The organism is Pseudoxanthomonas sp. YR558 (genome assembly GCF_900116385.1).
GTDB lineage: Bacteria > Pseudomonadota > Gammaproteobacteria > Xanthomonadales > Xanthomonadaceae > Pseudoxanthomonas_A.
In genome coordinates this window covers 228,060-248,685 of the sequence record NZ_FPCI01000001.1, presented here as the reverse complement: position 1 = coordinate 248,685, position 20,626 = coordinate 228,060, and the positions used below count along the sequence as shown (strand labels likewise).

The 20,626-nt window shown below is 68.1% G+C and carries 16 protein-coding genes; 10 read left to right on the top strand and 6 right to left on the bottom strand.

From position 1 onward, the window contains the following. The first annotated feature begins 225 nt into the window (after positions 1-225). Both BM365_RS01105 and BM365_RS01100 read left to right on the top strand, forming a co-directional pair. Positions 226-627 (top strand): c-type cytochrome, encoded by a 402-nt coding sequence (locus tag BM365_RS01105; protein ID WP_093489357.1) that lies wholly within the window; start codon positions 226-228, stop codon positions 625-627. A gap of 7 nt (positions 628-634) precedes the next feature. After that, entirely contained in the window at positions 635-1,093 is a 459-nt protein-coding gene (locus BM365_RS01100) for a c-type cytochrome (protein WP_093485826.1), read from the top strand. Between the two features lie 84 nt (positions 1,094-1,177). On the opposite strand, the gene BM365_RS01095 is transcribed toward BM365_RS01100, so the two are convergent. After that, entirely contained in the window at positions 1,178-2,842 is a 1,665-nt protein-coding gene (locus tag BM365_RS01095; protein ID WP_093485824.1) for a hypothetical protein, read from the bottom strand. 15 nt (positions 2,843-2,857) lie between these two features. After that, complete coding sequence (locus tag BM365_RS01090) at positions 2,858-3,454, bottom strand: NfuA family Fe-S biogenesis protein (RefSeq protein WP_093485822.1); 597 nt, start codon at positions 3,452-3,454, stop codon at positions 2,858-2,860. Positions 3,455-3,547: 93 nt separating this feature from the next. Between BM365_RS01090 and BM365_RS01085 the strand changes: the two genes are divergently transcribed. From BM365_RS01085 to BM365_RS01075, 3 genes are read left to right on the top strand one after another with little or no spacing between them, the layout of a single operon-like run. Next, positions 3,548-3,895, top strand: a complete 348-nt coding sequence (locus BM365_RS01085) for a 4a-hydroxytetrahydrobiopterin dehydratase (protein WP_093485820.1) — start codon at positions 3,548-3,550, stop codon at positions 3,893-3,895. Beyond that, complete coding sequence (locus BM365_RS01080) at positions 3,895-4,308, top strand: energy transducer TonB (RefSeq protein ID WP_093485818.1); 414 nt, start codon at positions 3,895-3,897, stop codon at positions 4,306-4,308. Before BM365_RS01085 ends, BM365_RS01080 begins: the two co-directional genes overlap by 1 nt. A 24-nt stretch (positions 4,309-4,332) precedes the next feature. Next, entirely contained in the window at positions 4,333-4,722 is a 390-nt protein-coding gene (locus tag BM365_RS01075) for a DUF1761 domain-containing protein (RefSeq protein WP_093485816.1), read from the top strand. Between the two features lie 13 nt (positions 4,723-4,735). On the opposite strand, the gene BM365_RS01070 is transcribed toward BM365_RS01075, so the two are convergent. Continuing rightward, positions 4,736-5,725, bottom strand: coding sequence for an RluA family pseudouridine synthase (locus BM365_RS01070; RefSeq protein ID WP_093485814.1), 990 nt, complete (start codon positions 5,723-5,725; stop codon positions 4,736-4,738). A gap of 390 nt (positions 5,726-6,115) precedes the next feature. Between BM365_RS01070 and rne the strand changes: the two genes are divergently transcribed. Continuing rightward, positions 6,116-9,244: a ribonuclease E gene (gene rne / locus BM365_RS01065; RefSeq protein WP_093489355.1), complete on the top strand. Its 3,129-nt coding sequence runs from the start codon at positions 6,116-6,118 to the stop codon at positions 9,242-9,244. 86 nt (positions 9,245-9,330) lie between these two features. Here the strand turns inward: rne and BM365_RS01060 are convergent, their stop codons facing one another. Beyond that, positions 9,331-9,978, bottom strand: coding sequence for a response regulator (locus BM365_RS01060; RefSeq protein ID WP_093485812.1), 648 nt, complete (start codon positions 9,976-9,978; stop codon positions 9,331-9,333). Positions 9,979-10,131: 153 nt separating this feature from the next. Between BM365_RS01060 and BM365_RS01055 the strand changes: the two genes are divergently transcribed. The 4 genes from BM365_RS01055 (at position 10,132) to BM365_RS01040 (ending at position 14,436) form a co-directional block, all read left to right on the top strand. Next, on the top strand, positions 10,132-11,001 hold the full coding sequence (locus tag BM365_RS01055) for a M20/M25/M40 family metallo-hydrolase (protein ID WP_158253467.1): 870 nt from the start codon (positions 10,132-10,134) through the stop codon (positions 10,999-11,001). A gap of 82 nt (positions 11,002-11,083) precedes the next feature. Further along, positions 11,084-12,940, top strand: coding sequence for an FUSC family protein (locus BM365_RS01050; RefSeq protein WP_139227257.1), 1,857 nt, complete (start codon positions 11,084-11,086; stop codon positions 12,938-12,940). 340 nt (positions 12,941-13,280) lie between these two features. Then, complete coding sequence (locus BM365_RS01045) at positions 13,281-13,535, top strand: hypothetical protein (protein WP_139227255.1); 255 nt, start codon at positions 13,281-13,283, stop codon at positions 13,533-13,535. Positions 13,536-13,629: 94 nt separating this feature from the next. Next, positions 13,630-14,436 carry an isocitrate lyase/PEP mutase family protein gene (locus BM365_RS01040; RefSeq protein ID WP_093489353.1) on the top strand — a complete coding sequence of 269 codons (807 nt, stop codon included), beginning with the start codon at positions 13,630-13,632 and terminating at the stop codon, positions 14,434-14,436. 415 nt (positions 14,437-14,851) lie between these two features. Here BM365_RS01040 and ggpS read toward each other — a convergent pair whose 3' ends face one another. Both ggpS and BM365_RS01030 read right to left on the bottom strand, forming a co-directional pair. Further along, positions 14,852-17,155, bottom strand: coding sequence for a glucosylglycerol-phosphate synthase (gene ggpS, locus BM365_RS01035; protein ID WP_093485804.1), 2,304 nt, complete (start codon positions 17,153-17,155; stop codon positions 14,852-14,854). Between the two features lie 340 nt (positions 17,156-17,495). Continuing rightward, entirely contained in the window at positions 17,496-20,552 is a 3,057-nt protein-coding gene (locus tag BM365_RS01030) for a sensor histidine kinase (RefSeq protein ID WP_158253468.1), read from the bottom strand. Positions 20,553-20,626: the final 74 nt, after the last annotated feature.

Below are 20,626 nucleotides of genomic sequence, written 5' to 3'. Positions count from 1 at the left end.
GCTTCGCCGACCGCGCGCGATGCCGGACAACGCGCGGCCGCATTCTCCATCCGCAACGTCATCCGCGTACCGAAGACGGAAGCCGTCCGGCGGCGGGAGCACGCTTCGCGGACATGCGGTGGCCTGCCGCGCCTGTGCGCGACATTCGGTCGCAGGCTATACTTGCGTTCAGCCAAGCGCCGCGGTGGTACGCGGCGCGCGCAACCTGAGAGTTTCCCGAGAATGATGCGACTGCTGCCGCTCGCCGCTTGCCTTGCCTTGGCCGCCCTCCCGCTGGCCGCCCTGACCGCCCAACAGGAAACCCCGGCCACGCCGGCCCCGGTCGATGCTGCGGCGCCTGCCGCGGCTCCCGCCGCCGCTACGCCGAAGCCGCTGGTCGGCAACCCGGACACCGGTCGCACCCTGACCTACACCTGCCAGGGCTGCCACGGCATCGAGGGCTACAAGAACGCGTACCCGAACTTCCACGTGCCGCGGATCGGCGGCCAGTCTGCCGATTACCTGGCCAATGCGCTGACCGAGTACCGCAACGGCAACCGCAAGCACCCCACGATGCAGGCCCAGGCGCAGAGCTTCAGCGACCAGGACATCGCCGACATCGCCGCATTCCTTTCCACCGTCAAGTAAGACCACCATGCCCAACGCCAAGCACGCCCAGCGTCTAGCCATCGCCCTGCTCGCTGCCCTCGCCCTGGTGGCATGTTCGAAGGTGGAAAACACCGAGGTCTCGGCCGAGAACCCCGGCCACGCCAGCGGTGAACATGGTTCCAGCTCGTCCGCCGGCCTGCCCAAGGGCCACATCGCCAAGGGCGAGGAACTGGCCAAGGCCAAGGGCAAGGCCACCGGCCAGAGCTGCATCGACTGCCACGGTGCCGAAGGCAATGCGCCCATCGACGACACCTATCCGAAGCTCGGCGGCCAGTACGGCGACTACCTCGCCCATGCCCTGCAGGCGTACCGCAGCGGCGATCGCCAGCACGCGCTGATGAGCCCGCAGGCGGCCTCGCTCAGCGACCAGGACATCTCCGACCTGGCGGCGTACTTCGGCTCGCGCCCGTCGCAGCTGCGCGATCTGCACGGCGTACACAAGTAAGCGTTACGTCCCCCAGGGGTAACGCAGAAAAAACGGAGCCGCAAGGCTCCGTTTTTCGTTCCAGCACCGTTACCGCGCAAACCCTCAGCTGTCGGTCGGGATCGGTTTGCGCTTCACCGGGATCTCCGGCGGCGGCCGTGCGACCGGCGGATCCGGGAAGAAGTTGCCCAGGCCGCAGCCGCCCCCCAACTGCAACACGGAGATCGTGCACTTCAGCTTGAGGTTGGTGCCCGGGATCGAGATCTCCATTTCCTTCACGTTGCGGCGCACCCATTCGGCCAGCAGCGATTCGCTCGGCACCCAGTACTTGTCGAAACTGGTGGGCTCGTAGTCGTACGGCGGGCGCTGCAACCAGGTGCCGGACTGCTCGAGGCGCTCGCGCGTCCACTGGTCGTTGTTGCCGCCGGGCGCGCCCCGTTGCGCCGTGTTGTCGCCCGCATCACCCGGCACGCGCAGGCTGCCGTCGGCGTTGTACAGGCCGGGCTTGTCCTGTCCGTTCGCCGCGCTGTCGCCGGCGACGTTGCGGCGGGAATTGCCCCAGTCGTCTGCACGATTCGGTGCGGTCCAGCCTCCGGGTTTGGTCGTCGGCGCGACGGCCGGTGCGCCAGGCGCAGTCGCCGTCCCGCGGGGCGCCGTCGACGGTGCCGGGGTGTTCGAACGCGCGGTCGTTTGAGAGGGCGCCGATGCGGCGGCATTGGCAGCCGGCGCGACGGAGGGCGTGGGCGAAGGCGGCGCAGGGGACGGTTCGCTCACCTGGGCCTGCCTGACGTCACGCTGCGGCGTGTTGACGGCACGGGGTGCGACATCGCGTGTCGGCACGGCTACGGTGCGCGGCTGCGGTACGGGCACCACCATCTCGCGCTCACGCACATCCAGCGGTCGCGCAGTCACGGGCGCCGCGTTGACGACGCGCGCAGGCGTCGCATTCCGCACCACGGGCGCTTCGACCGGCGCCGCGACATCACGCGCACGCACGCTGGCCTCGCGGGGGGCCGGTTGACGAAGCTGCGGCTCGCGTGGTGTCGGTGGCGGCAATACGTAGGCGCGCGTGGGTTCGGGCACTTCGGTCACCTGCACTGACTGCGCGGCAGGCTCGGCTGGCGCTGGCTCGGGCATGCGCACATCGGGTTGCACCACGACCACCTCGGGCGCGGCAGCCGCGAGTTCCTCGGAGGGAACCGGCACCGGTTGCTCGTCCGACGAGGCGGCTGCGGTCTGGGAGGACGCTGCCGGCGCGGCAGACGAAGCCTGTGACGGCGAAGAAACGGCACTTGCCGGTGCGCCTGCCTGCGGGGCGGCTCCGGGTTCTTCGGGCGATCCCTGGCCGATCATTTCCAGGCGTACGCGAATGCTGTCGTCACCGGTGTCCGGCTCCGGCGGTGGGATCTTCACCAGCGCAACCCACAGCAGGAACAGGAAGAACGCCACATGCATCAGCGTGCTCGTGACGCCCGCCGTCCAGCGCATCCAGCGCTCTTCGCGCGGTGGCGGTCCCCAGCCCTGGTAAAGCAACGAACGCAACGCGCTGATGCGTCCAGGAATAGGCGGCACCGGATCTGCCGGGCGCGGTGCGCGCGCGGCGAACAGCACGACAACCGAATCCGCCCGCTCGCGGGTGATCCGGCCCAAGCGCTCGGGCAAGGCGCGCAGCCATAGACCCCATCCGAAAGGCAGGCCCGTTTGACGCTCGACGATGGTCGCTGCCTTGCGTGGCAGCAGGTGCGCGATGACGTCGGTGGCGTTCGTCACCGGCGCTGGCGTCCGTCAGGCCGCGTTGCCGCGCGGGATGTACGGGGCGTCCCCGGTCCCGTGATCGGTGGCATCACGCACAGCAGTGATGCCGGGCACGCGGGCCATCAACGTTTTCTCGATGCCCTGTTTCAGGGTCACGTCGGCCATGCCGCAGCCGTGGCAGCCGCCGCCGAAGCGCAGCCAAACCACGCCGTCGCCGCCGACTTCCTCCACCGCTACCCGGCCCTTGTGGGCCGCGAGCTGTGGGTTGATTTCGTTGTCGACCACCCAACGCACGCGCTCGACCAGCGACGCGCTGTCGCCGGGTGCTTCGCCCTTGATGCGCGGCGCTTTGATCGTCAGCTGGGTACCCGCGCCCTTCACGACGTAATCGATCTCGGCGCCGTCCAGCCAGTGCACGCTACCGGCATCCACGTAGAGCGTGAAGCCGTCGCAGTCCACTGCCCATTCATCGCCTGCTAGGTCGCGCGGCTCGGCGAACTCCAGCCGTGCGTCCGCTTGTGCGGTGCCCGGATGCACGGCGCTCAAACGGACGCCCAGCCCTGCGAGCGACTCGCGTTCGATCAGCTTGCGGAAGTGCGCCTGTGCGCTGTCGGAAATCTGGATCATGCGGGTATTCTAGCCCCCTGCCCCACGGGCATTCACATTAACGGGCCCATTGTCGGTCTTCGTTCAGACTGGCCGCCACGCAGGAGATTCCCGATGTCCGACCTGATCCCCCTCGCCCAGGCGCACTGCGTGCCGCTGCGCGGCAGCGAACATCGGCTCCCGCCCGCCCGCATCGCCGAACTGCTGCCGCAGGTGCCAGGCTGGGAGCTGGTGGAGGACGGGCACGCGCTGCTGCGCACGTTTCCGTTCGAGAACTACTACGAAACGATGGCGTTCGTGAACGCGCTCGCCTTCGTCGCCCATGCGGAAGACCACCATCCCGACCTGGGCGTGCACTACAACCGTGCCGTCGTGCGCTACTCAACGCACGATGTGGGCGGTTTGAGCGAGAACGACTTCATCTGCGCGGCGAAAGCCAGCGCCCTGTTGGGAGAAGCCTGATGGACATGCTGCGTGCCGTACGCCCGGTGTTGCTGCCGGCCCTCGTCGTCGTGCTCGTCGCTTGCGGCAAGACCGAAGCGCCCGCCGCGCCGATCATTCCATCGACCGAACTGGCCGCAATCGACACGCCACCGCCCGCTTATCCGCCCGAGGCCGAATGCAACAGCGAAGGCGGCACCACCGTCCTGCGCGTGACCATCGAGAAGGACGGCGTTCCCGCGCAGGTCGCGCAGGCGCAGGGAAGCGGCAACGACGCGCTCGACAAGGCCGCACTCGAAGCGGTGCGTACCTGGACGTTCCGCGCCGCGACCCGGAATGGCCAGCCGGTCACGCATACGATCACCGTGCCGGTGACCTTCCCGCCGGTGCTTGAGAAGCCGACCCGCTGCTTCGCGCAGGGCAGCGCCCACTGATCGATCGTTAACGAGGGGACATCGATGGACGGAATCAACCTGTGGGCGGTGCTGGTGGCGGCCGTTTCGAGTTTCCTGCTTGGCGGCATCTGGTACGGCCCGCTGTTCGGCAAGGCGTGGAATGCGGCGGCCGGCATGGACTCGCAGAAGCAGGGGCATCCGGCGAAAATCTTCGGTGGCGCCTTCGTCTTTTCGCTGCTGGCGGCCGCGGTGTTTGCCTGGTTCCTCGGGCCGCAACCGCCGCTGTCGTTCGCCGTGTGCCGCGGCGTGCTGGTCGGGTTCGGTCTGGTCGCGGCGAGCTTCGGCATCAACTATCTGTTCGCCCAGCGCGGCGTGCGCCTGTGGCTGATCGACGGCGGCTACCACACGGTGCAGTTCGCCCTGTTCGGGCTCGTGCTCGGCCTCTGGCACTGAGGTCGCGACGACCTCAGCGCAGGTTGTCCAGCGCCTCGACGAGTTCCTCCGCCAGCGGCGCGTTCAACACGTAAGGCGTCTTGCCGCCGTCCAGGGCGAACCGCAATGACGCCGCATGCAGGAACAGGCGCTTCAGTCCCGCCTGCTCGCGCAGGCGCTTGTTCGCCGCCGGATCGCCGTACTTGTCGTCGCCCGCCACCGGATGGCCGATGTGCTGGGCGTGCACGCGGATCTGATGGGTGCGGCCGGTCTCGATCCGGACTTCGCAATACGAATGCCCGCCACGGCGTTCCAGCACCTTGAAATGGCTCAGCGACGCCTTGCCGTCGCGATGCACCTGGACATGGCGCTCGCCGCCCTGGCGCAGGCCGATGTGCAGCGGCGCCTCGACGCTCATCACGCCATCGGGCATGCGGCCGACCAGCAACGTGAGGTAGCGCTTCTCGATCCCGCGTGCCCCGCCCTCGCTGTCTTCGCGTAGCAGCGCCTGCAGTTCGGACAACGCCGAGCGCTTCTTGGCCATCACCAGCAGGCCCGAGGTGTCGCGGTCCAGCCGGTGCACCAGTTCCAGCGTCTGGTTGGGGCGGAGCACGCGCATGGTTTCGATCGCGCCATGGCTGATGCCGCTGCCCCCATGGCTGGCGACGCCGGAAGGCTTGTTGATGACCAGCAGGCGCGCATCCTCGAAGACGATGGCCGCCTCCATGCGTTTCAAGAAGCCGGCCGGTGGCCCGACCTTTTCTCCTGCCTCACTGAGACTGACCGGCGGGATGCGGACCTCGTCCCCGCCCTCCAGCTTGCGCTCAGCCTTCGCCCGTCCGCCGTTGACCCGCACCTGGCCGCTGCGGACCAGCTTGTAGACCAAGCTGCGCGGCGCCCCCTTCAGTTGGCCGAGCAGGAAGTTGTCCAGCCGCTGCCCGCCCCGGTCTTCAGGCACGGTGACGGTGCGCACGGCGGTCTTGGGCGGGGCCGCCGGTTTGTCGGACGGGGGGCTAGGGGTCATGAACGCTAATCTGTTAAACTCGGGGGGCGAGATAAGGGTTTGATTTCGCTGGGAGTTGCAGTTGGGCCAGAAGCCCGTCTCCCCGCGATTCCGGCAAGTGCGCGGCCACCGCCCCAGGGGCGGCCATGTTAGCGGCTCATCGGCAGGCCCGGATACCGCCGGGTGCGTGACGGCACCTGTGCTGAACATGTCCCGTGCGGCGCGACCTCTCGAGGGAAGCTGCCGCCGGCCCGCAACACCCCATTAGAACAAGCGCTCCCGCGGCCTGCCGTGGTGTCGTAGCGCTGGAAGCCCGACCTGCCCCGCTGCGCCTGCGCAAGGGGTGGTGCAACATTCCAGAGGCGAAACGCCATGGCGTTCCGCGCGGTAGCAGCGCGCGAGGAACGCACAATGAAACGTATGTTGATCAATGCCACGCAGGCCGAAGAGCTGCGCGTGGCCATCGTCGACGGTCAGACCCTGTACGACATCGATATCGAACAGCCGTCGAAGGAACAGAAGAAGTCCAACATCTACAAGGGCCGCATCACCCGGCTTGAACCCTCTCTGGAAGCCGCCTTCGTCGATTACGGCGGCGAGCGCCATGGCTTCCTGCCGCTGAAGGAAATCTCTCGCGATTACTTCCAGGCGGGCGTGGACCACAATAAGGCCGGCATCCGCGAACTGCTGCGGGAAGGCCAAGAAGTCGTCGTCCAGATCGACAAGGACGAACGCGGCAACAAGGGCGCAGCCCTGACCACGTTCATCTCGTTGGCAGGGCGTTACATGGTGCTGATGCCCAACTCGCCCACCGCTGGCGGCGTGTCGCGCCGGATTGAGGGCGACGACCGCGCCGCACTGAAAGAGGCCATGGACAAGCTGAACATCCCCGACGACATGGGGGTGATCATCCGCACCGCTGGTGTCGGCCGCGATGCCGAAGAGCTGCAGTGGGACCTCGATTACCTGCTCAGCGTCTGGCGCGCGATCGCCGAAGCCGCGCTGACCAAGCCTGCGCCGTTCCTGATCTACCAGGAAAGCCGCCTGATCGTGCGCGCCCTGCGCGACTACCTGCGCAATGATGTCGGCGAGATCCTGGTCGACACCGAGGAGCTGCACGAGACCGCGCGCGAGTTCATGCAGCAGGTGATGCCGCACAACCTGCGCAAGTTGAAGCACTACAAGGACGACATCCCGCTCTTCAACCGCTTCCAGATCGAGTCCCAGATCGAAGGCGCCTACGAGCGTAACGTCCGCTTGCCCTCCGGCGGCTCGATCGTGGTCGACCAGACCGAAGCGCTGACCGCCATCGACGTCAACTCGGCGCGCGCCACCAAGGGCGGCGACATCGAGGAGACGGCGTTCCACACCAATCTGGAAGCGGCCGAAGAAGTGGCCCGCCAGCTGCGCCTGCGCGACCTGGGCGGTCTGGTGGTGATCGACTTCATCGACATGTCGTCGAACAAGCACCAGCGCGAAGTCGAGAACAAGCTGCAGAACGCGCTGAAGTACGACCGTGCCCGCGTCCAGATCGGCCGCATCTCGCGCTTCGGCCTGCTGGAAATGAGCCGCCAGCGCCTGCGCCCCAGCCTGGGCGAGTCCAGCCAGATCGTGTGTCCGCGCTGCGATGGCCACGGCCGCATGCGCAGCGTCGAGTCGCTGTCGCTGTCGATCATCCGCGTGGCCGAAGAGCACGCGATGAAGGACAACACCGGGCAGGTGCTGATCCAGGCGCCGCTGGAGATCGCCAACTTCCTGCTCAACGAGAAGCGCGGCGCCCTGCGTGAGATCGAACAGCGCCACGACGCGCCGATCATCATCGTTGCGGACGAAGCGCTGCACACGCCGCATTACGAAGTCACCCGCATCCGCGAGAACGAGCTGGGCGAAGAGTCCAGCAAGCCCAGCTACCAGCGCGGCACGCCGCGCAAGCTGCCGGTGCATGCGCTGACCAAGTCGCAGCTCAACATTCCGCCGGCGCCGGCGGTCACCCACGTCAAGCACGCCCAGCCCGCCCCTGTGCGCGAGGAACGCGAGCAGCCTGCGCCGGTCGTCGCGCCCGTCGCCGCAGTGGCGGCTGCCCCGGTGACCGCGCCCGCCTCCGGCGGTGTGGTCGGCTTCTTCAAGCGCCTGTTCGGCGGCGAGTCTGCGGCCGCCGCACCGGCACCGCAGGCCCGTCCGCAGCAGGACAACCGCCAGCGCAACGACCGCAACAGCGGACGCCGCGAGAATCGCGACAACCGCGAAGGCCGTGACAACCGCGGCCAGCAGAATCAGGGCCGCGGCGGCAAGCAGGACGGTCAACGCCGCGACGAGCGCAACAAGGGCCAGAACCCGCAGGGCGGCAACGCCCAGCAGCAGAAGCCGCGCAACGAGCAGCAGGGCCAGAAGGCCAACAAGCCCAAGGCCGAAGGCCAGCAGAACCCGCAGCAGCCGAAGGCGCCCAAAGTGCAGCAGCCGGCGGGCAACAAGCCGCAGGAGGGGCAGCGCCAGCAAGCACCGCGCGCGCCGCAGGCAGACCAGGCCATCAAGCCCGTCGCACCCGCGGTCGTTGCCGATGTCGACGTGGTGACGGCAGCCGCAGCCGCCACTGTGGTGGCGACAGAGGCCGTGCGGGCCGCACCGGCACCCTCCCCCGTTGCCCCGATCGAGGCGTCGGAAGTCGAGACGGGCATCGTTGCCATCGAAGGCGAGACCGCACCCGGCGCCGACGGTGAAGCCGGTGAAGGCGGCAGCCGCCGCCGTCGCGGTCGTCGTGGTGGGCGCCGTCGCCGTCGTGGCAATGGTGAAGCCGCACAGGGCGAAGAGGGTTTGTCCATCGACGAACTAGGCAGCGACGAAGACGCCGCACCGGTGGCCGATCGCTCGCAGCCCGAGTTCGACTTCGACGATGAAGAGCCTGCACCCGCGCGCACCAACGCGCCTGCCGCCGCCGTTGCCGTCGTGACTCCGGTGGTCGTCGCTGCCGAAGTGGCTGCTCCGGCCATTCCGGCGCCCGTCGTCGAAACGATCGCCCGCCTTCCGGCCCAGGTCGACGTCGCCGCCGTGATCGAAGAGGTCAAGGCCGAAGCCGAGGTCGTGCAGCCGGTGGTCGCCGCCGTCGTGCAGCAGGAAGCACCAGTGGCCGTCGCCATCGTCGAGACCGTGAAGGCGGACATTGCCGAAGCGCCTGTTGCCGTGGTGGCCGATGTCGTGGAGGCCCCGGTCGAGATCGCGCAGGTCAGCGAGACAATCGCCGACGTGCGCAACGAGCCGGTGCAGATCGATCTGGTCGATGCAGTGAACGAAGCGACGGCGGAAGCCCCTATGGTGGAAGCGCCGGTCGCCGCCGTGGAAGCTCCGACGCCCGCAACTGCGCCTCAGCCGGCACCGAAGCCCGCCCCTGCCCCGGCGACGGGTTCGCTGTTCTTCGTCGCCGATGCGGACACGCCGCCGTCGGTGACGCGCAGCCTGTTCGAACCGGTGACTCCGGCCAAGCCGGCCGACGCGCCTGCCGACGACAAGCAGGACGACACCACCTCGGAAGAACGCAGCGTCTGACGCGCTGCGCCCTTTCGGGAGGCGCTACAACACACTGGCCGCGAAAGCGGCCAGTGTCGTTTCAGCGCGGTGGAATTCGCGCGGGATCAGAGCGCGCGGGTCGGATCCATCAGGCCCCACTGGGCCGCCAGGCGCGCCAAGGCGATGTTGTCCTGCACGCCGGTCTTCTCGAACAACCGCGTCTTGTGCGTGTTCACCGTCTTCGCGCTGAGGTTGAGCCGGCGCGCGATCTCTTCCTGGCGCAAGCCCTGCGTGAGTAGCATCGCCACTTCCAGTTCGCGAGGCGACAAGGCATCGAACGGCGAAGCATCGCCGCCCACGGTGTGCAGCGCCAGGTTCTGCGCCACGTTGCTGCCCAGGTAGCGCTTGCCGCGCGCCACATCGCGCACGGCACGGATCAGTTCGGCCGCGTCGCCGGCCTTGCCGAGGTAGCCGGACGCGCCGGCTTCCAGCAGGCGCTTCGGCAGTGGGCCATCCTCCAGCACCGACACGATGATGACGCGCACGCCGATATCGGCACGGACGATGCGCTCGGTGACTTCCAGGCCGCTGTAGCCGGGCAGGTGCAGGTCGCACAGCACCACGTCGGGCTTCAGCTGGCGCACAAGCGGCAACGCGGCTTCGCCGGTTTCGCTCTCGCCGACGACTTCGATGTCGGATTCCGTGCCCAGGATCAGGCGCATGCCCGTGCGCACGAGGGCGTGGTCGTCAATCAGGAAAACGCGGATGGTCATGGGGAACGGGCCTGGGGTCTCGGGTCGAGCGTAGGTGGCTGTCCCTCGCCGCGCAATTAACATTCTATCGGCGCGATGCAGGTACATGCATTCCGGCCTATCGAGCCGCCACCGGCACTGCGGCATACTCGGGCTTTCCACCGGGGATTCCACATGTCGAAGGTCCACTTGCGCTCCGTGCTGCTGCTCGCCCTGCTCGCCACCGGTCCGGCCTGGGCCGACACCGTATCGGAACGTTGGCAGACCCAGGTCGGCGACATCAGCGCGCATGCCGACACCACCGCCCGCGGCGATGCCATCGGCAAGCGGCTCGATACGCTCGGCATCGCGTGGAAGCGCGAGGCCTTCGAGCAGAATGGACAGGCGGGCCAGAATCTCGTGGCCGATCTCGGTGGCCCCAAGGACGCACCGTTGCTGTTGATCGGCGCGCATTACGACCAGGTGGAGGTCGGCCACGGCGCCACCGACAACGCCTCCGGCGTGGCCGCCGTACTGGAACTGGCCGCCGCGCTGAAAGCCACGCCGCTGGCGCGCCATCGCGTGCAGGTCGTGTTCTGGGATCTCGAGGAAAAAGGCCTGCTCGGCTCGCGCGCTTGGGTCGCGAGCGCCGGGCGTGAAAAGCCTGCGCTGTACGTCAATTTCGACGTATTCGGTTGGGGCGACACGCTGTGGATGATGACGCCGGAGGCTGACAGCCTGCTGGTCGCGTCGTTGCGGGCGTCGAGCCAACACGAAAAGCTCGCCTTCGCGCCGGGCGACAAGTACCCGCCCACCGATCACCTGGCCTTCCTCAAGGCGGGGTGGCCGGCGGTGTCGTTCTCGCTGGTCGGTGGTGATGAAATCGGCCCGATCCTGGACGTCTTCAGCGGCGGCAAGCCGGCGCAGGTACCCAAGGTGATGCAGGTGATCCACAGCCCGCGCGACACTACGGCCGAACTCGACAGCCAGCGCGTGGACGATGCCCTGCGCGTGGTCGAGCAAGGTCTGCGCGCCTGGGACCAGGGCGCCACCGCGAAGCCCTGACCGCGCCCTTCGTCGCATCGGCAGTTCACGGCACCGGAACTAGAATGGGCATGCCGCATCGCGCGCATGCCCACTCTTCCGCGTGAACCTGCCTCTTCCCCCGCCTCCCGCTCCCCCGTCGCTCCGGCAATCGCTGCCGGGCCTGCTGAAGGTCCGTCGCGGCCCACCCGGTCGCTGGCGGTTCGCCCTGCGTGCCGCCGCCTGCATGGGCGTGCCGGTGCTGGTCGGTTGGCTGTCGGACCATACCGCCGCCGGACTGATGGCCGCGACGGGCGGTTTCACCGCCGTCTACGGCAGTGGCCGCCCCTACCTCAGCCGCGCACGCGAACTGGCGCTCATCGCGGTCGCGTTCGCCGCCGTCACCGCGCTTGGCCTGGCCGTGGCGCCCTACGGCTGGCCGCTCGCCGTGCCGGTCGTCGCGATGATGGCGATGCTCGCCACCTTGTTCTGCAATGCACTGCAGGTCGGGCCACCGGGCGGGTATCTGTTCCTGATGGCGTGCGCAGCCTCAGCGTCGATGCTGAAGCCCCCTTTCGATCCCTGGCACGCGGGACTGCTCGTGCTCGCGGGCGGCGCCTTCGCCTGGTGCGTGCACATGGCCGGCGCGTTGGCGTGGCCGCGCGGACCGGAGAAAGCCGCGGTCGCACATGCCGCGCGCACGGTGCTCGCCTATCTGGAAACCACCGGCACGCCGCTGCAGGCCGCCGCGCGCCACGAGGCCGCGCTCGCGCTGCATCAGGCCTGGTCCGCGCTGGTGACCTACCAACCCGTGGCGGCGCGGCCCAACGGACGACTGGCGACGCTGCGTGGCCTCAACCGCCACCTGCATCTCGTGTTTGCGCGCGCACTGGGAAGCAACGAGCGCGCATCGCCCGTGCTCTTCGACGATGTCCGCCGCATCGAGACGCAGGCACTCGCCCTGCCGCGCCGTCGCCCGCCCGATGCGCTATCCCTTCCTCACGGCGTACCCGTCGGGCATCCCGGTGCCTGGCATGCGTTGAAGGGCGCACTGACCGAACCCACTTCGCGGCAGGTCATTGTCCGCGTGGGTGTGGCCGCCTTGCTCGCCGGCGGGCTCGGCGCGCTCTTCCATCTGGAACGTGCGTACTGGGCGGTCGCGGCGGCGATGCTGATGCTCCACCAGGGCTTCGACTGGACGCGTACCGTCCTGCGCGCGCTCGAACGGTTGCTCGGCACGTGGGCGGGCCTGCTGATCGCGGGCGCCATCCTGCTCTGGCATCCGCAGGGCCTGTGGCTGGTGGCGACGATCATGCTGCTGCAGTTCGTCGTCGAAATGCTGGTCGTGCGCCACTACGCGTTGGCGGTGGTGTTCATCACCGGCGCAGCGCTGACCCTCGCCAGCGGCGGACATCCCGTGGACGCACCCGGCGAGTATCTCTTGGCGCGCGGGCTGGACACCCTGGTGGGCTGCGCGGTGGCATTGCTGGTCTATCGCGCCCTGCCCGTACGCGACGATGGGCGGGGTCTCGCGCCACCGATGGCGCGCGTGCTGCACGGCGTCGCCGCGCTGGCGCCGCTCCTGGCGACCGGCAACGTTGACGATGTGCACGCACGCACAGCGCGCCGCGACCTGCAGCGCATGAGCTTCGGGCTCGAGCAGGCTTACGGATCGGCGATCGGCGCTTCGCCACGGCAATGTGCGGCAGCCGAGGACCAGTGGCCACTGGTGGCGGCGATCCAGCAACTGGCCTACAGGATGCTGGCTGCTTGCTGGCAACGCAGCCATGAGGGTGGCGAATCCGCGCACGCCTTCGGTCCAGCGGATGCCCACGTGGTGCAGCACGCGTTACGCGATCTCGAGCAACATCTGGGCGGCGCGCCGCTACCGGCAACAGCAGAGGTCACGGGATCGCTGTTCGCGGCCGAACTGCAGGCCGTACGTGCTTGCATGAAAGAACGGCCCCCGAAGGGGCCGTAGTGAGCGAGAACACGCCTGGCTCTCCGGGCGGCGACGGTGTCGGACTCGCGGTCCACCGCCAGGCGCAGCATTGGAACAGGGGGTGTCCGATGCGCTGCGTTCGGTTCTCTTGTGGGGCCCTGGGTGTCAGTCTGACGACTCGGTAGCAGGGTTGTCCGGGAGACAGAGGGGGTGGATCCGTCGGCCCGACCACTTCGCGTGTTGTACGGAGCCGGATGCGAAGACGGTGTGTAGATCGTTCAGCCAGACTGCACGGTTTCGTAACGCCGCCTGCACATGACTTAACCCCCGCGAACAGGCCCGCCTGAATTCGCACCGACGTCACGGATGCGCGCCTACCGTGCATGGCAGAGACCTGATTGCCACCGTCGTCATGATGACCTTCGACCTGTTCAATACGCCTGCCGAGGACGGCACGTACGAGCTCTCGATCAACGAGTCGCCGCCGCTGCGTTTCAATTCACGTGGCGCCGCCCTCGGATACGCCGTCAAGCTGGCCAACCAGCGCCACCAGCAGGGGCTGGATTACGCCATCAACATCGAGGGCGGCGACGGCCGCTGGCGCCTGTTCAACGGCTGGCGCATGTGCGCCTGAGCCGCGGGCCGGCCATGAAGGTCGCTGTCCGCAAACGGTGAGTCTTCGCAACGCTGGCGTGGCACGCTGTGCGCCCCTTGCCCGGATGCCCACCATGCCCGCCCTCCCCGACGCCGTCACCCACTTCCGTCATCTGCATCAGGAAGGCCTGCTGCGGCTTGCCAACGCGTGGGACGCCGGCACGGCTCGACTCGCAGAACACCACGGCGCACCTGCAGTCGCCACTACCAGCGCCGGTCTCGCCTGGTCTCAGGGCTACCCGGATGGCGATCAGCTCGCGGTGGATGCGCTGCTTCATGCAGTGTCCGCCATCGTGCGTGTCATCCACATCCCCCTGACGGTCGATGTAGAAGGTGGCTACAGCGATGATCCCGCGCGCGTCGCGGAAACGGTACTGCGCGTCGTGCAAGCGGGCGCTGCCGGCATCAACCTGGAAGACGGCAACGGCGACCCTGCGCTGCTTGCCGACAAGATCCGCGCGATCCGGCAGACGTGCAGTGCGCAGGGTATCGATGTCTTCATCAACGCGCGCACCGACGTCTACCTGCGCGGACTGGTCGAGGAATCCGCGCGCGTGGACGAAACCCTCGCGCGCGCCACGCGCTATCGCGAAGCCGGCGCGGATGGCTTGTTCGTCCCCGCCGTGGTAACGGAAGCCGACATCCGCGTGCTCGCCCGCGATGCGGGCTTGCCGCTCAACGTGATGCTGCGGCCGCAGTTGCGCGATTTCGATGCGCTGGCTGCGTGGGGCGTGCGACGCGTCAGCGCAGGCTCTGCGCTGGCCGAAGCCGCGTTCGGCCATGTCGGCCGGCAGATGGACGACTTCCTGCACGGCGCGCACACCACGCTGCCCGACCCGCAGGCCATGGGTTACAGCGCGATCAACGCGCTGTTCGGTTGAGGCGGATCGGAGTAGGACTTTTCCTACACGGCATCGGGGTTACACCCGACTGCGAATGTGATTCACATCCGCGACGATAGCCCTGTCCCCGGCAGCACGCCCTGCGCAGGCCATGAAAGGCCGCTCTGCAACGGAAACGGGCGCTGCCTTGAGCAAGCAGCACTGCCGGAGCCGGGGACTCCCCCTTCAGGCCCGACCGCTCTTGGTCGGGTTTTCTTTTGCCCGCGACTCGCGGATCACGGCGCGCCGGCCCACAGCTCCGGTACCTGCGCCAGGCCGAGCAGCATCAAGGCGGTCGCCGCGACCAGCAGCCATCCCATGCTCCGTATCAGCAAGCTGCGCATGTGCACGTCATCCCCTGTTCCTGTGAGATGACTATCCCGACGCCCGCCTCACGTGTCAAAGGTAAATGCAGTCACGCCGCGATGGCCGCGTGCTTCGCTCCATTTACCTCGTCGCGCGCATCGCCCGACTGCACCGCCTCCAGGAACTCGCGCCCCCATCGCGACAGGTCGTGATGACGCACGATGCCGAACAGGCGACGCTGGCGGTCCTCGCGCTCGGTCGGCAACATCACCAGCGCCTGTCGAAGCGTGCGCGCGAGATCGGCCGGGTCATGGGGGTTGGTCAGCACCGCGCCCTTCAACTCCGCCGCCGCACCGGCGAATTCCGACAGCACCAGCGCGCCGTCGCCGCCTACCAGTCCCTGCACGGCGACGAACTCCTTCGCCACCAGGTTGAGGCCATCGCGCAGTGGCGTGATCCACATGACATCGGCGGCTGCGTAATGCGCCACCACGCTGGCAAACGGCAGCACGCGGGCGAAGAAGCGCACCGGCGTCCAGTCCAGCCGCGAAAGCCGGCCGTTGATGCGGCCCACGGCCTGCTCGATCTGCTGCTGCAGCGGCCGGTAGATCGTCATCTCCTTGGCGGCCGGCACGCAGACCAGCACCAGCGTCACTTCGCCCTGCAGTTCCGGCGCTTCATCCAGCAAGCGCTCGAACGCCTGCAGCTTCTGCAGGATGCCCTTGGTGTAGTCCAGCCGTTCGATGGAGAGCACCAGCCGGCGCCCGCCTATCTCCTCGCGGATGCGCGCGATGTCCGCCTCCACCTCGTCGGTCTCCAGGCAGGCGCGGATGCGCGCCACGTCGGTACCGATCGGATGCGCGCCGATGCGCACGGTGCGTCCGTCGATGCGCAGCTCGGTGGCCATGTCCTCCACGCCGACCGCACAACCGAAGGTCAGGAAGCGCGGCGCGCACGCCGCGCGCGCCACCACCTCCACCGGGAAGGTGCTGCGCACCGCATCGGTGAAATTCTCCGCATGGCGCGGGATGTGGAAGCCCACGTAGTCGCAGGCCAGCAGGCTGCCCAATATCTCGCGCCGCCACGGCAGGATCGCGAAAATGTCCGCCGACGGGAACTGCGTGTGGTGGAAGAAGGCGATCTTCACGTCTGGTCGCAGCTCGCGCAGCACCGAGGGCACCATCCACAGGTTGTAGTCGTGCAGCCATACGGTCGCGCTAGGAGCGGCTTCGGCGGCGGCGGCCTCGGCGAAGCGGCGATTGACGCGCTTGAACAGCGCCCAGTCCTCCTCGCTGAAACGCGCGCGCTCCCAGAAGCTGTTGATCACCGGCCAGAACGCTTCCTTGGAAAAGCGCTTGTAGAACACATCCACCTCGTGCTTCGTCAGCGGCACGTGGGTCGCGGTCAGGCCCGGATAGGCGGCGCGGTCCACCACCGCGTGCGTGGGCAGCGGCGGCGCCTTGGCGTCCTCCACCGTCCAGGCGACCCAGGAACCGGGACGTCCATCGGCGAAGAAGCTCAGCAGGCTGGGAATGATGCCGTTGGGCGAACTGTGCGGCTTGCGCACGCGTTCGCCATCGACGATGTGCTCCTCGTACGGCAGACGGTGGTAGACCATCACCAGTTCCGCCTTGCCCGGCTGGTGCAGCGGCGGCGCGTAGTCGTCGGCCTGCAGCAGGTCGAAGTGCGCCATCGCCTGCAGGATCCCTCCGCAGCCGGCGGCGTCGGCATGCAGCACGTCGTCCATGCCGGTCGTCGCTGCCAGCAGCGCAGGCTCCGAATCGCCCACGCATACACCGGGAAAGCCTTCGCCGTACATCGACAGATCGTTGAGCGTATCGCCCGCCACCAGCACGCGTGCCGGCGTCAGCGCGAGTTCGTCCACCAAGGCGGACAGCGTGCTGCCCTTGCGGATGCCACGCGGCAGGATGTCCAGGTAACGGTCGGCCGAGTACAGCACTTCGCAGCCCAGCGATGCCGCAATGGCATCCAGCTCGTCGCGCAACGTCGACAGTTGTTCCGGGTGGCAGTAGTAAGAGCAGCGCCGCTCCTGCGGTACTTCCTGCCGTACCAGCATCGGGAAACGGCGCATCGCCTCGGCCACGGCATGCTCGCCCGGCCAGCAGGCTTCGATGCGCGACTGCAACGGTTGGATCGGTTGCATGTCGGCCGTACGCAACACGGTGGCGCCCACATCGCAGATCACGTAGTCCGGCGTCGGCAGACCGGGATCGGCCAGCAGCGGCAGGATCGCTTCGCGCCCACGACCGGTGACCCAGGCGAGCTTCACGTCGGGATGCGCATCGACCAGGTGGTACAGGCGCTTGCGCGCATCGGCATCGCCGGCAAGGAAGGTGCCATCCAGGTCGGTGGCGAGCAGTAACGGTTGCGAAGAAGATTCCAACAGGCTCATGCAGATGCACTCCAGTGGGTGGTGTGCCGCGCACGAGGCACGACGCGAGGCGTCAGAGGACGCAGGCGGGGAGTCATCGCATCGAAGGCACCGCGAATGCGGGTGCGAAGAGGAAGGCCGCGTGCGTGGCACGCTGCGCGCAGAGCGCTGCAGATGCGCGTCCATCCCCAGGTGCGAACGCAGGCATCGACTGATGCGATGCAGCATTGTAGTCCGCAATGACATCGCGAAAGTCAACGCGATGTTAAGAACGTTAAAGCAGCCGAAAAAAAGCCTATTTCCCAGTCAATGCTCATGCATCGACGTGTGCGCGCGCGTCGTGAAATCGCTCCCGCGCCGCTCATTCCATCCGATGTTCGCGACGCCACCAACGTCGCAGACGGTGCCAGCGCGAGGTTCGCGGCGACGCGCGATAAGCGACATCAGCGGGTACGCGCAACGCCACCGTCGTACCGACGCCGGCGGGGAAGCTCAGCACGCCGCCGATGCGTTGCGCGCGCTCGCGCATGCCGGACAAACCCCAGTGTCCCTGTCGTCCTCCCGCGCGCACCACGGCATCGGGCAGACCGACGCCGTCGTCCCGGATGCGCAGGTGCAGCGCCTCCGGCTGGTAGGCCAGTTCCACTTGGACATGGCCAGCCTTCGCGTGCTGGAAGGCGTTGAACACCGCTTCGCGCGCGATCCTGTACAGCTCGTCGCGCACGAGCGCATCCAGCGCGCAGGGCTCGCCTTCCACCGCCAGCCGGAATTCGGTCGGATGGTCCGGGACCAGGTCCTCGCCCAGCGCGGACAGCGCGTCGGGCAGGTCGCCGGCGATGCGCGCGCGCCGCAGGTCCAGGACGCGGTCGCGTGCTTCGGCCAGGACATCGTCCGCCCGCTGCAGCACGCGCTCCATCGCCGCATGCCCGGGCGCATCGCGACCGAGCGACTGCGACACCGCATGGAAGCGCAGGATCAACCCCTGCACGCTCTGCAGAAGCGTGTCGTGCAGCTCGCGGGCGATGCGTTCGCGCTCGTGGTGGCGCTCGTGCAGGCGCTCGCGAATCTGCGCCGACAGGTGGCGCAGGCGCAACAGGTAGGCGATCCACAGCAGCGCGACGCCGAGCAGCACGCACAGCACGAGGAACCAGGCGGTCTGGTAGTAACGCGGTGAGATCACCACCGGCAAAGCAGCGCCCACCTCGTTCCACACCCCGTCGTTGTTCGCGGCGATCACCCGGAAGGTGTACGTCCCCGGTCCAGGGTCGTTGTAGAAAGCCGTACGGCGCGTGCCCGCGTCCTGCCATGCGGCATCGTAGCCGTCGAGCTTGTAACGGAAGCGCACGCGCTCGGGGATGGACAGGCTCAGCGCGGTGTAAGCGATCTGCAGGTTGCGGGTGCCTGCTGGCAATTGCATCGTGCCCGCTGTGGCGCGATGGGCTTGGCCATCGGCCACCAGCGAGAGGATGGTCACAGGCGGCGCCAGAGGATTGCGACGGATCGCCGCCGGATCGATCGACACTACACCGCTGGTGGTCGCGAACCACAAGCGGCCATCCCCACCCTCGGCCGCAGTCGGGATAGGCCGGAACTGCGCCGGCACGCCCGGCATGCCATCGAGGAAGTCGAACTGTTCGTACCGCGGCGTCGCTGTTTCGAAGAGTGTCGCCACGTCCGGCGCCTGCACATGCAGTACGCCGCGCGCGCCGTTCAACCACAGGTCACCCGTCCGTGTTTGGATGATGCCGGTGATCCCGCGAAATGGGCTATCGGCCGGCAGGTGCAGACTGCGTACCCGTCCCTGGGCGAAGCGCGCCAGCGCGCGCTCGCCGCCGATCCATACCCCGTCGCGGCCTTCCAGCAGTGCAGTGACATTACCCACCGCGAGGCCGTCGTCGCGCCCCAACGCGCGAATGTCATCGCCGTGCAGAATCGCGATCTGATCGCGCGCGTAGCCCATCCACACCGCACCGTCGCGGGTAGGCAGCATCACCAGCGGCGATGACCCGGGCGGTAGCCCCTTGCGACCACGCAGCTGTTGCCAGCGGCCATTCGCGAGACGATGGATGCCAGGCGTGTTCAACGACACCCACAGCACGCCGTCGCCGTCGTGCGCGATCGCCTGCACACCGGAATATCCCGACACCGGCAGCGGCGTCACCGGCGCCAGACGGCCATCGTGCAGCGCCCACAGACCGCCCGGCCCACCCAGCCACACGGTTCCGTCGCGATCGCGATGCGCGGCAGTGAGCGGTGGCGGCAAGTCGAGTTCACGAAGGGGTCCACGGTCGAGGATCATCAACGGGCGGTTACGGCTGCCGGCCAGCAGCGCGCCATCGGCGCCGGCGACGATCGCGAAATCCTGCGCACCGTCGGGCAGCATCGCGAGGATGACGTTGGTGTGGCGGAAACGGTCCAGCCCCCGGCTGCTGCCTGCCCAGAGGTTGCCCTCGCGGTCTTCCAGCACCGGCAGCAGGTAATCCGCACTGAGCCCGTCGTCCTGGCGGAACTGCTCGATCATGGTGTTGCGTGCGGGCTGCAGCGGCTGCGCCACGCGCTGCACGCCCTCGCCCATCGTACCGGCCCACAACGTGCCGTCGCGGTCGAACAACAGCCCGGCCGAGGGCGCCGCGATGACCGGTGGCGAGGTCGCACCGTCGAGCGGCACCCGACGCACACCCGCCTCGTTCTCAGCGATCCACAGGCTGCCGTCCGGCGCCTGCGCCATCTGGCTGATGCGCCCCACGCGGATATCCAGCGTTTCGAAAGTGCGTGCACCTTTCTTGAGGCGGGCCAGCGCACCCTCCGTGGCCAGCCACAACGTGCCTTCGCGATCGGTGAACACTGATCGCGCCTGAGTGCCCGGCGTGCGCCATTCGGCCTCCACGCGGTACCAGCGCCCCTCGCGGAGGTACACCAGCCCACTGAAAGTCGCGGCCCACAGACGGCCGTCGGGTGTCTGGGCGAAACGGAATACCGTACTCGTCGGCAGTCCCTGCGCTTCACCGTAGTGGGTGACCTGCTGGTCGCGCAGGAAACTCACGGCGCCATAGCGGAACCCGATCCACAGGCCACCGTCAGGCGTTGGATACAGCGTGGAAATGCTGGTGGCCGGAAAGGCCTGACCGCCCGGCGGATCGTAGCGCTCGAACGCCACTCCGTCGAAGCGATACAGACCCACTTGCGTACCCAGCCACAGGTAACCGTCGGTGGTCTGCGCCAGCGCGGTGATCTGCCCGGGCGCGCCCTCGCGCACCGTCCACGACGTGTGGTGGAACTGGGCGATCTGCCGTTGCGGGTCCAGCGCGTGCGCCACCTGCGAGCACACCAACAGCCATGCGCACGCCAGCGCGGCGCACCACGCACGCACGCGCGTGCGGCGCGGCGCTCCGGCTCGCCCGATCTGTCTGTTTGCCACGCTGGCCAACCTGCCCCCTTCGACACCGCCGACACGATGGAAGAACGCCTCGCCTGCCCTCCCCCAGGGTGCCA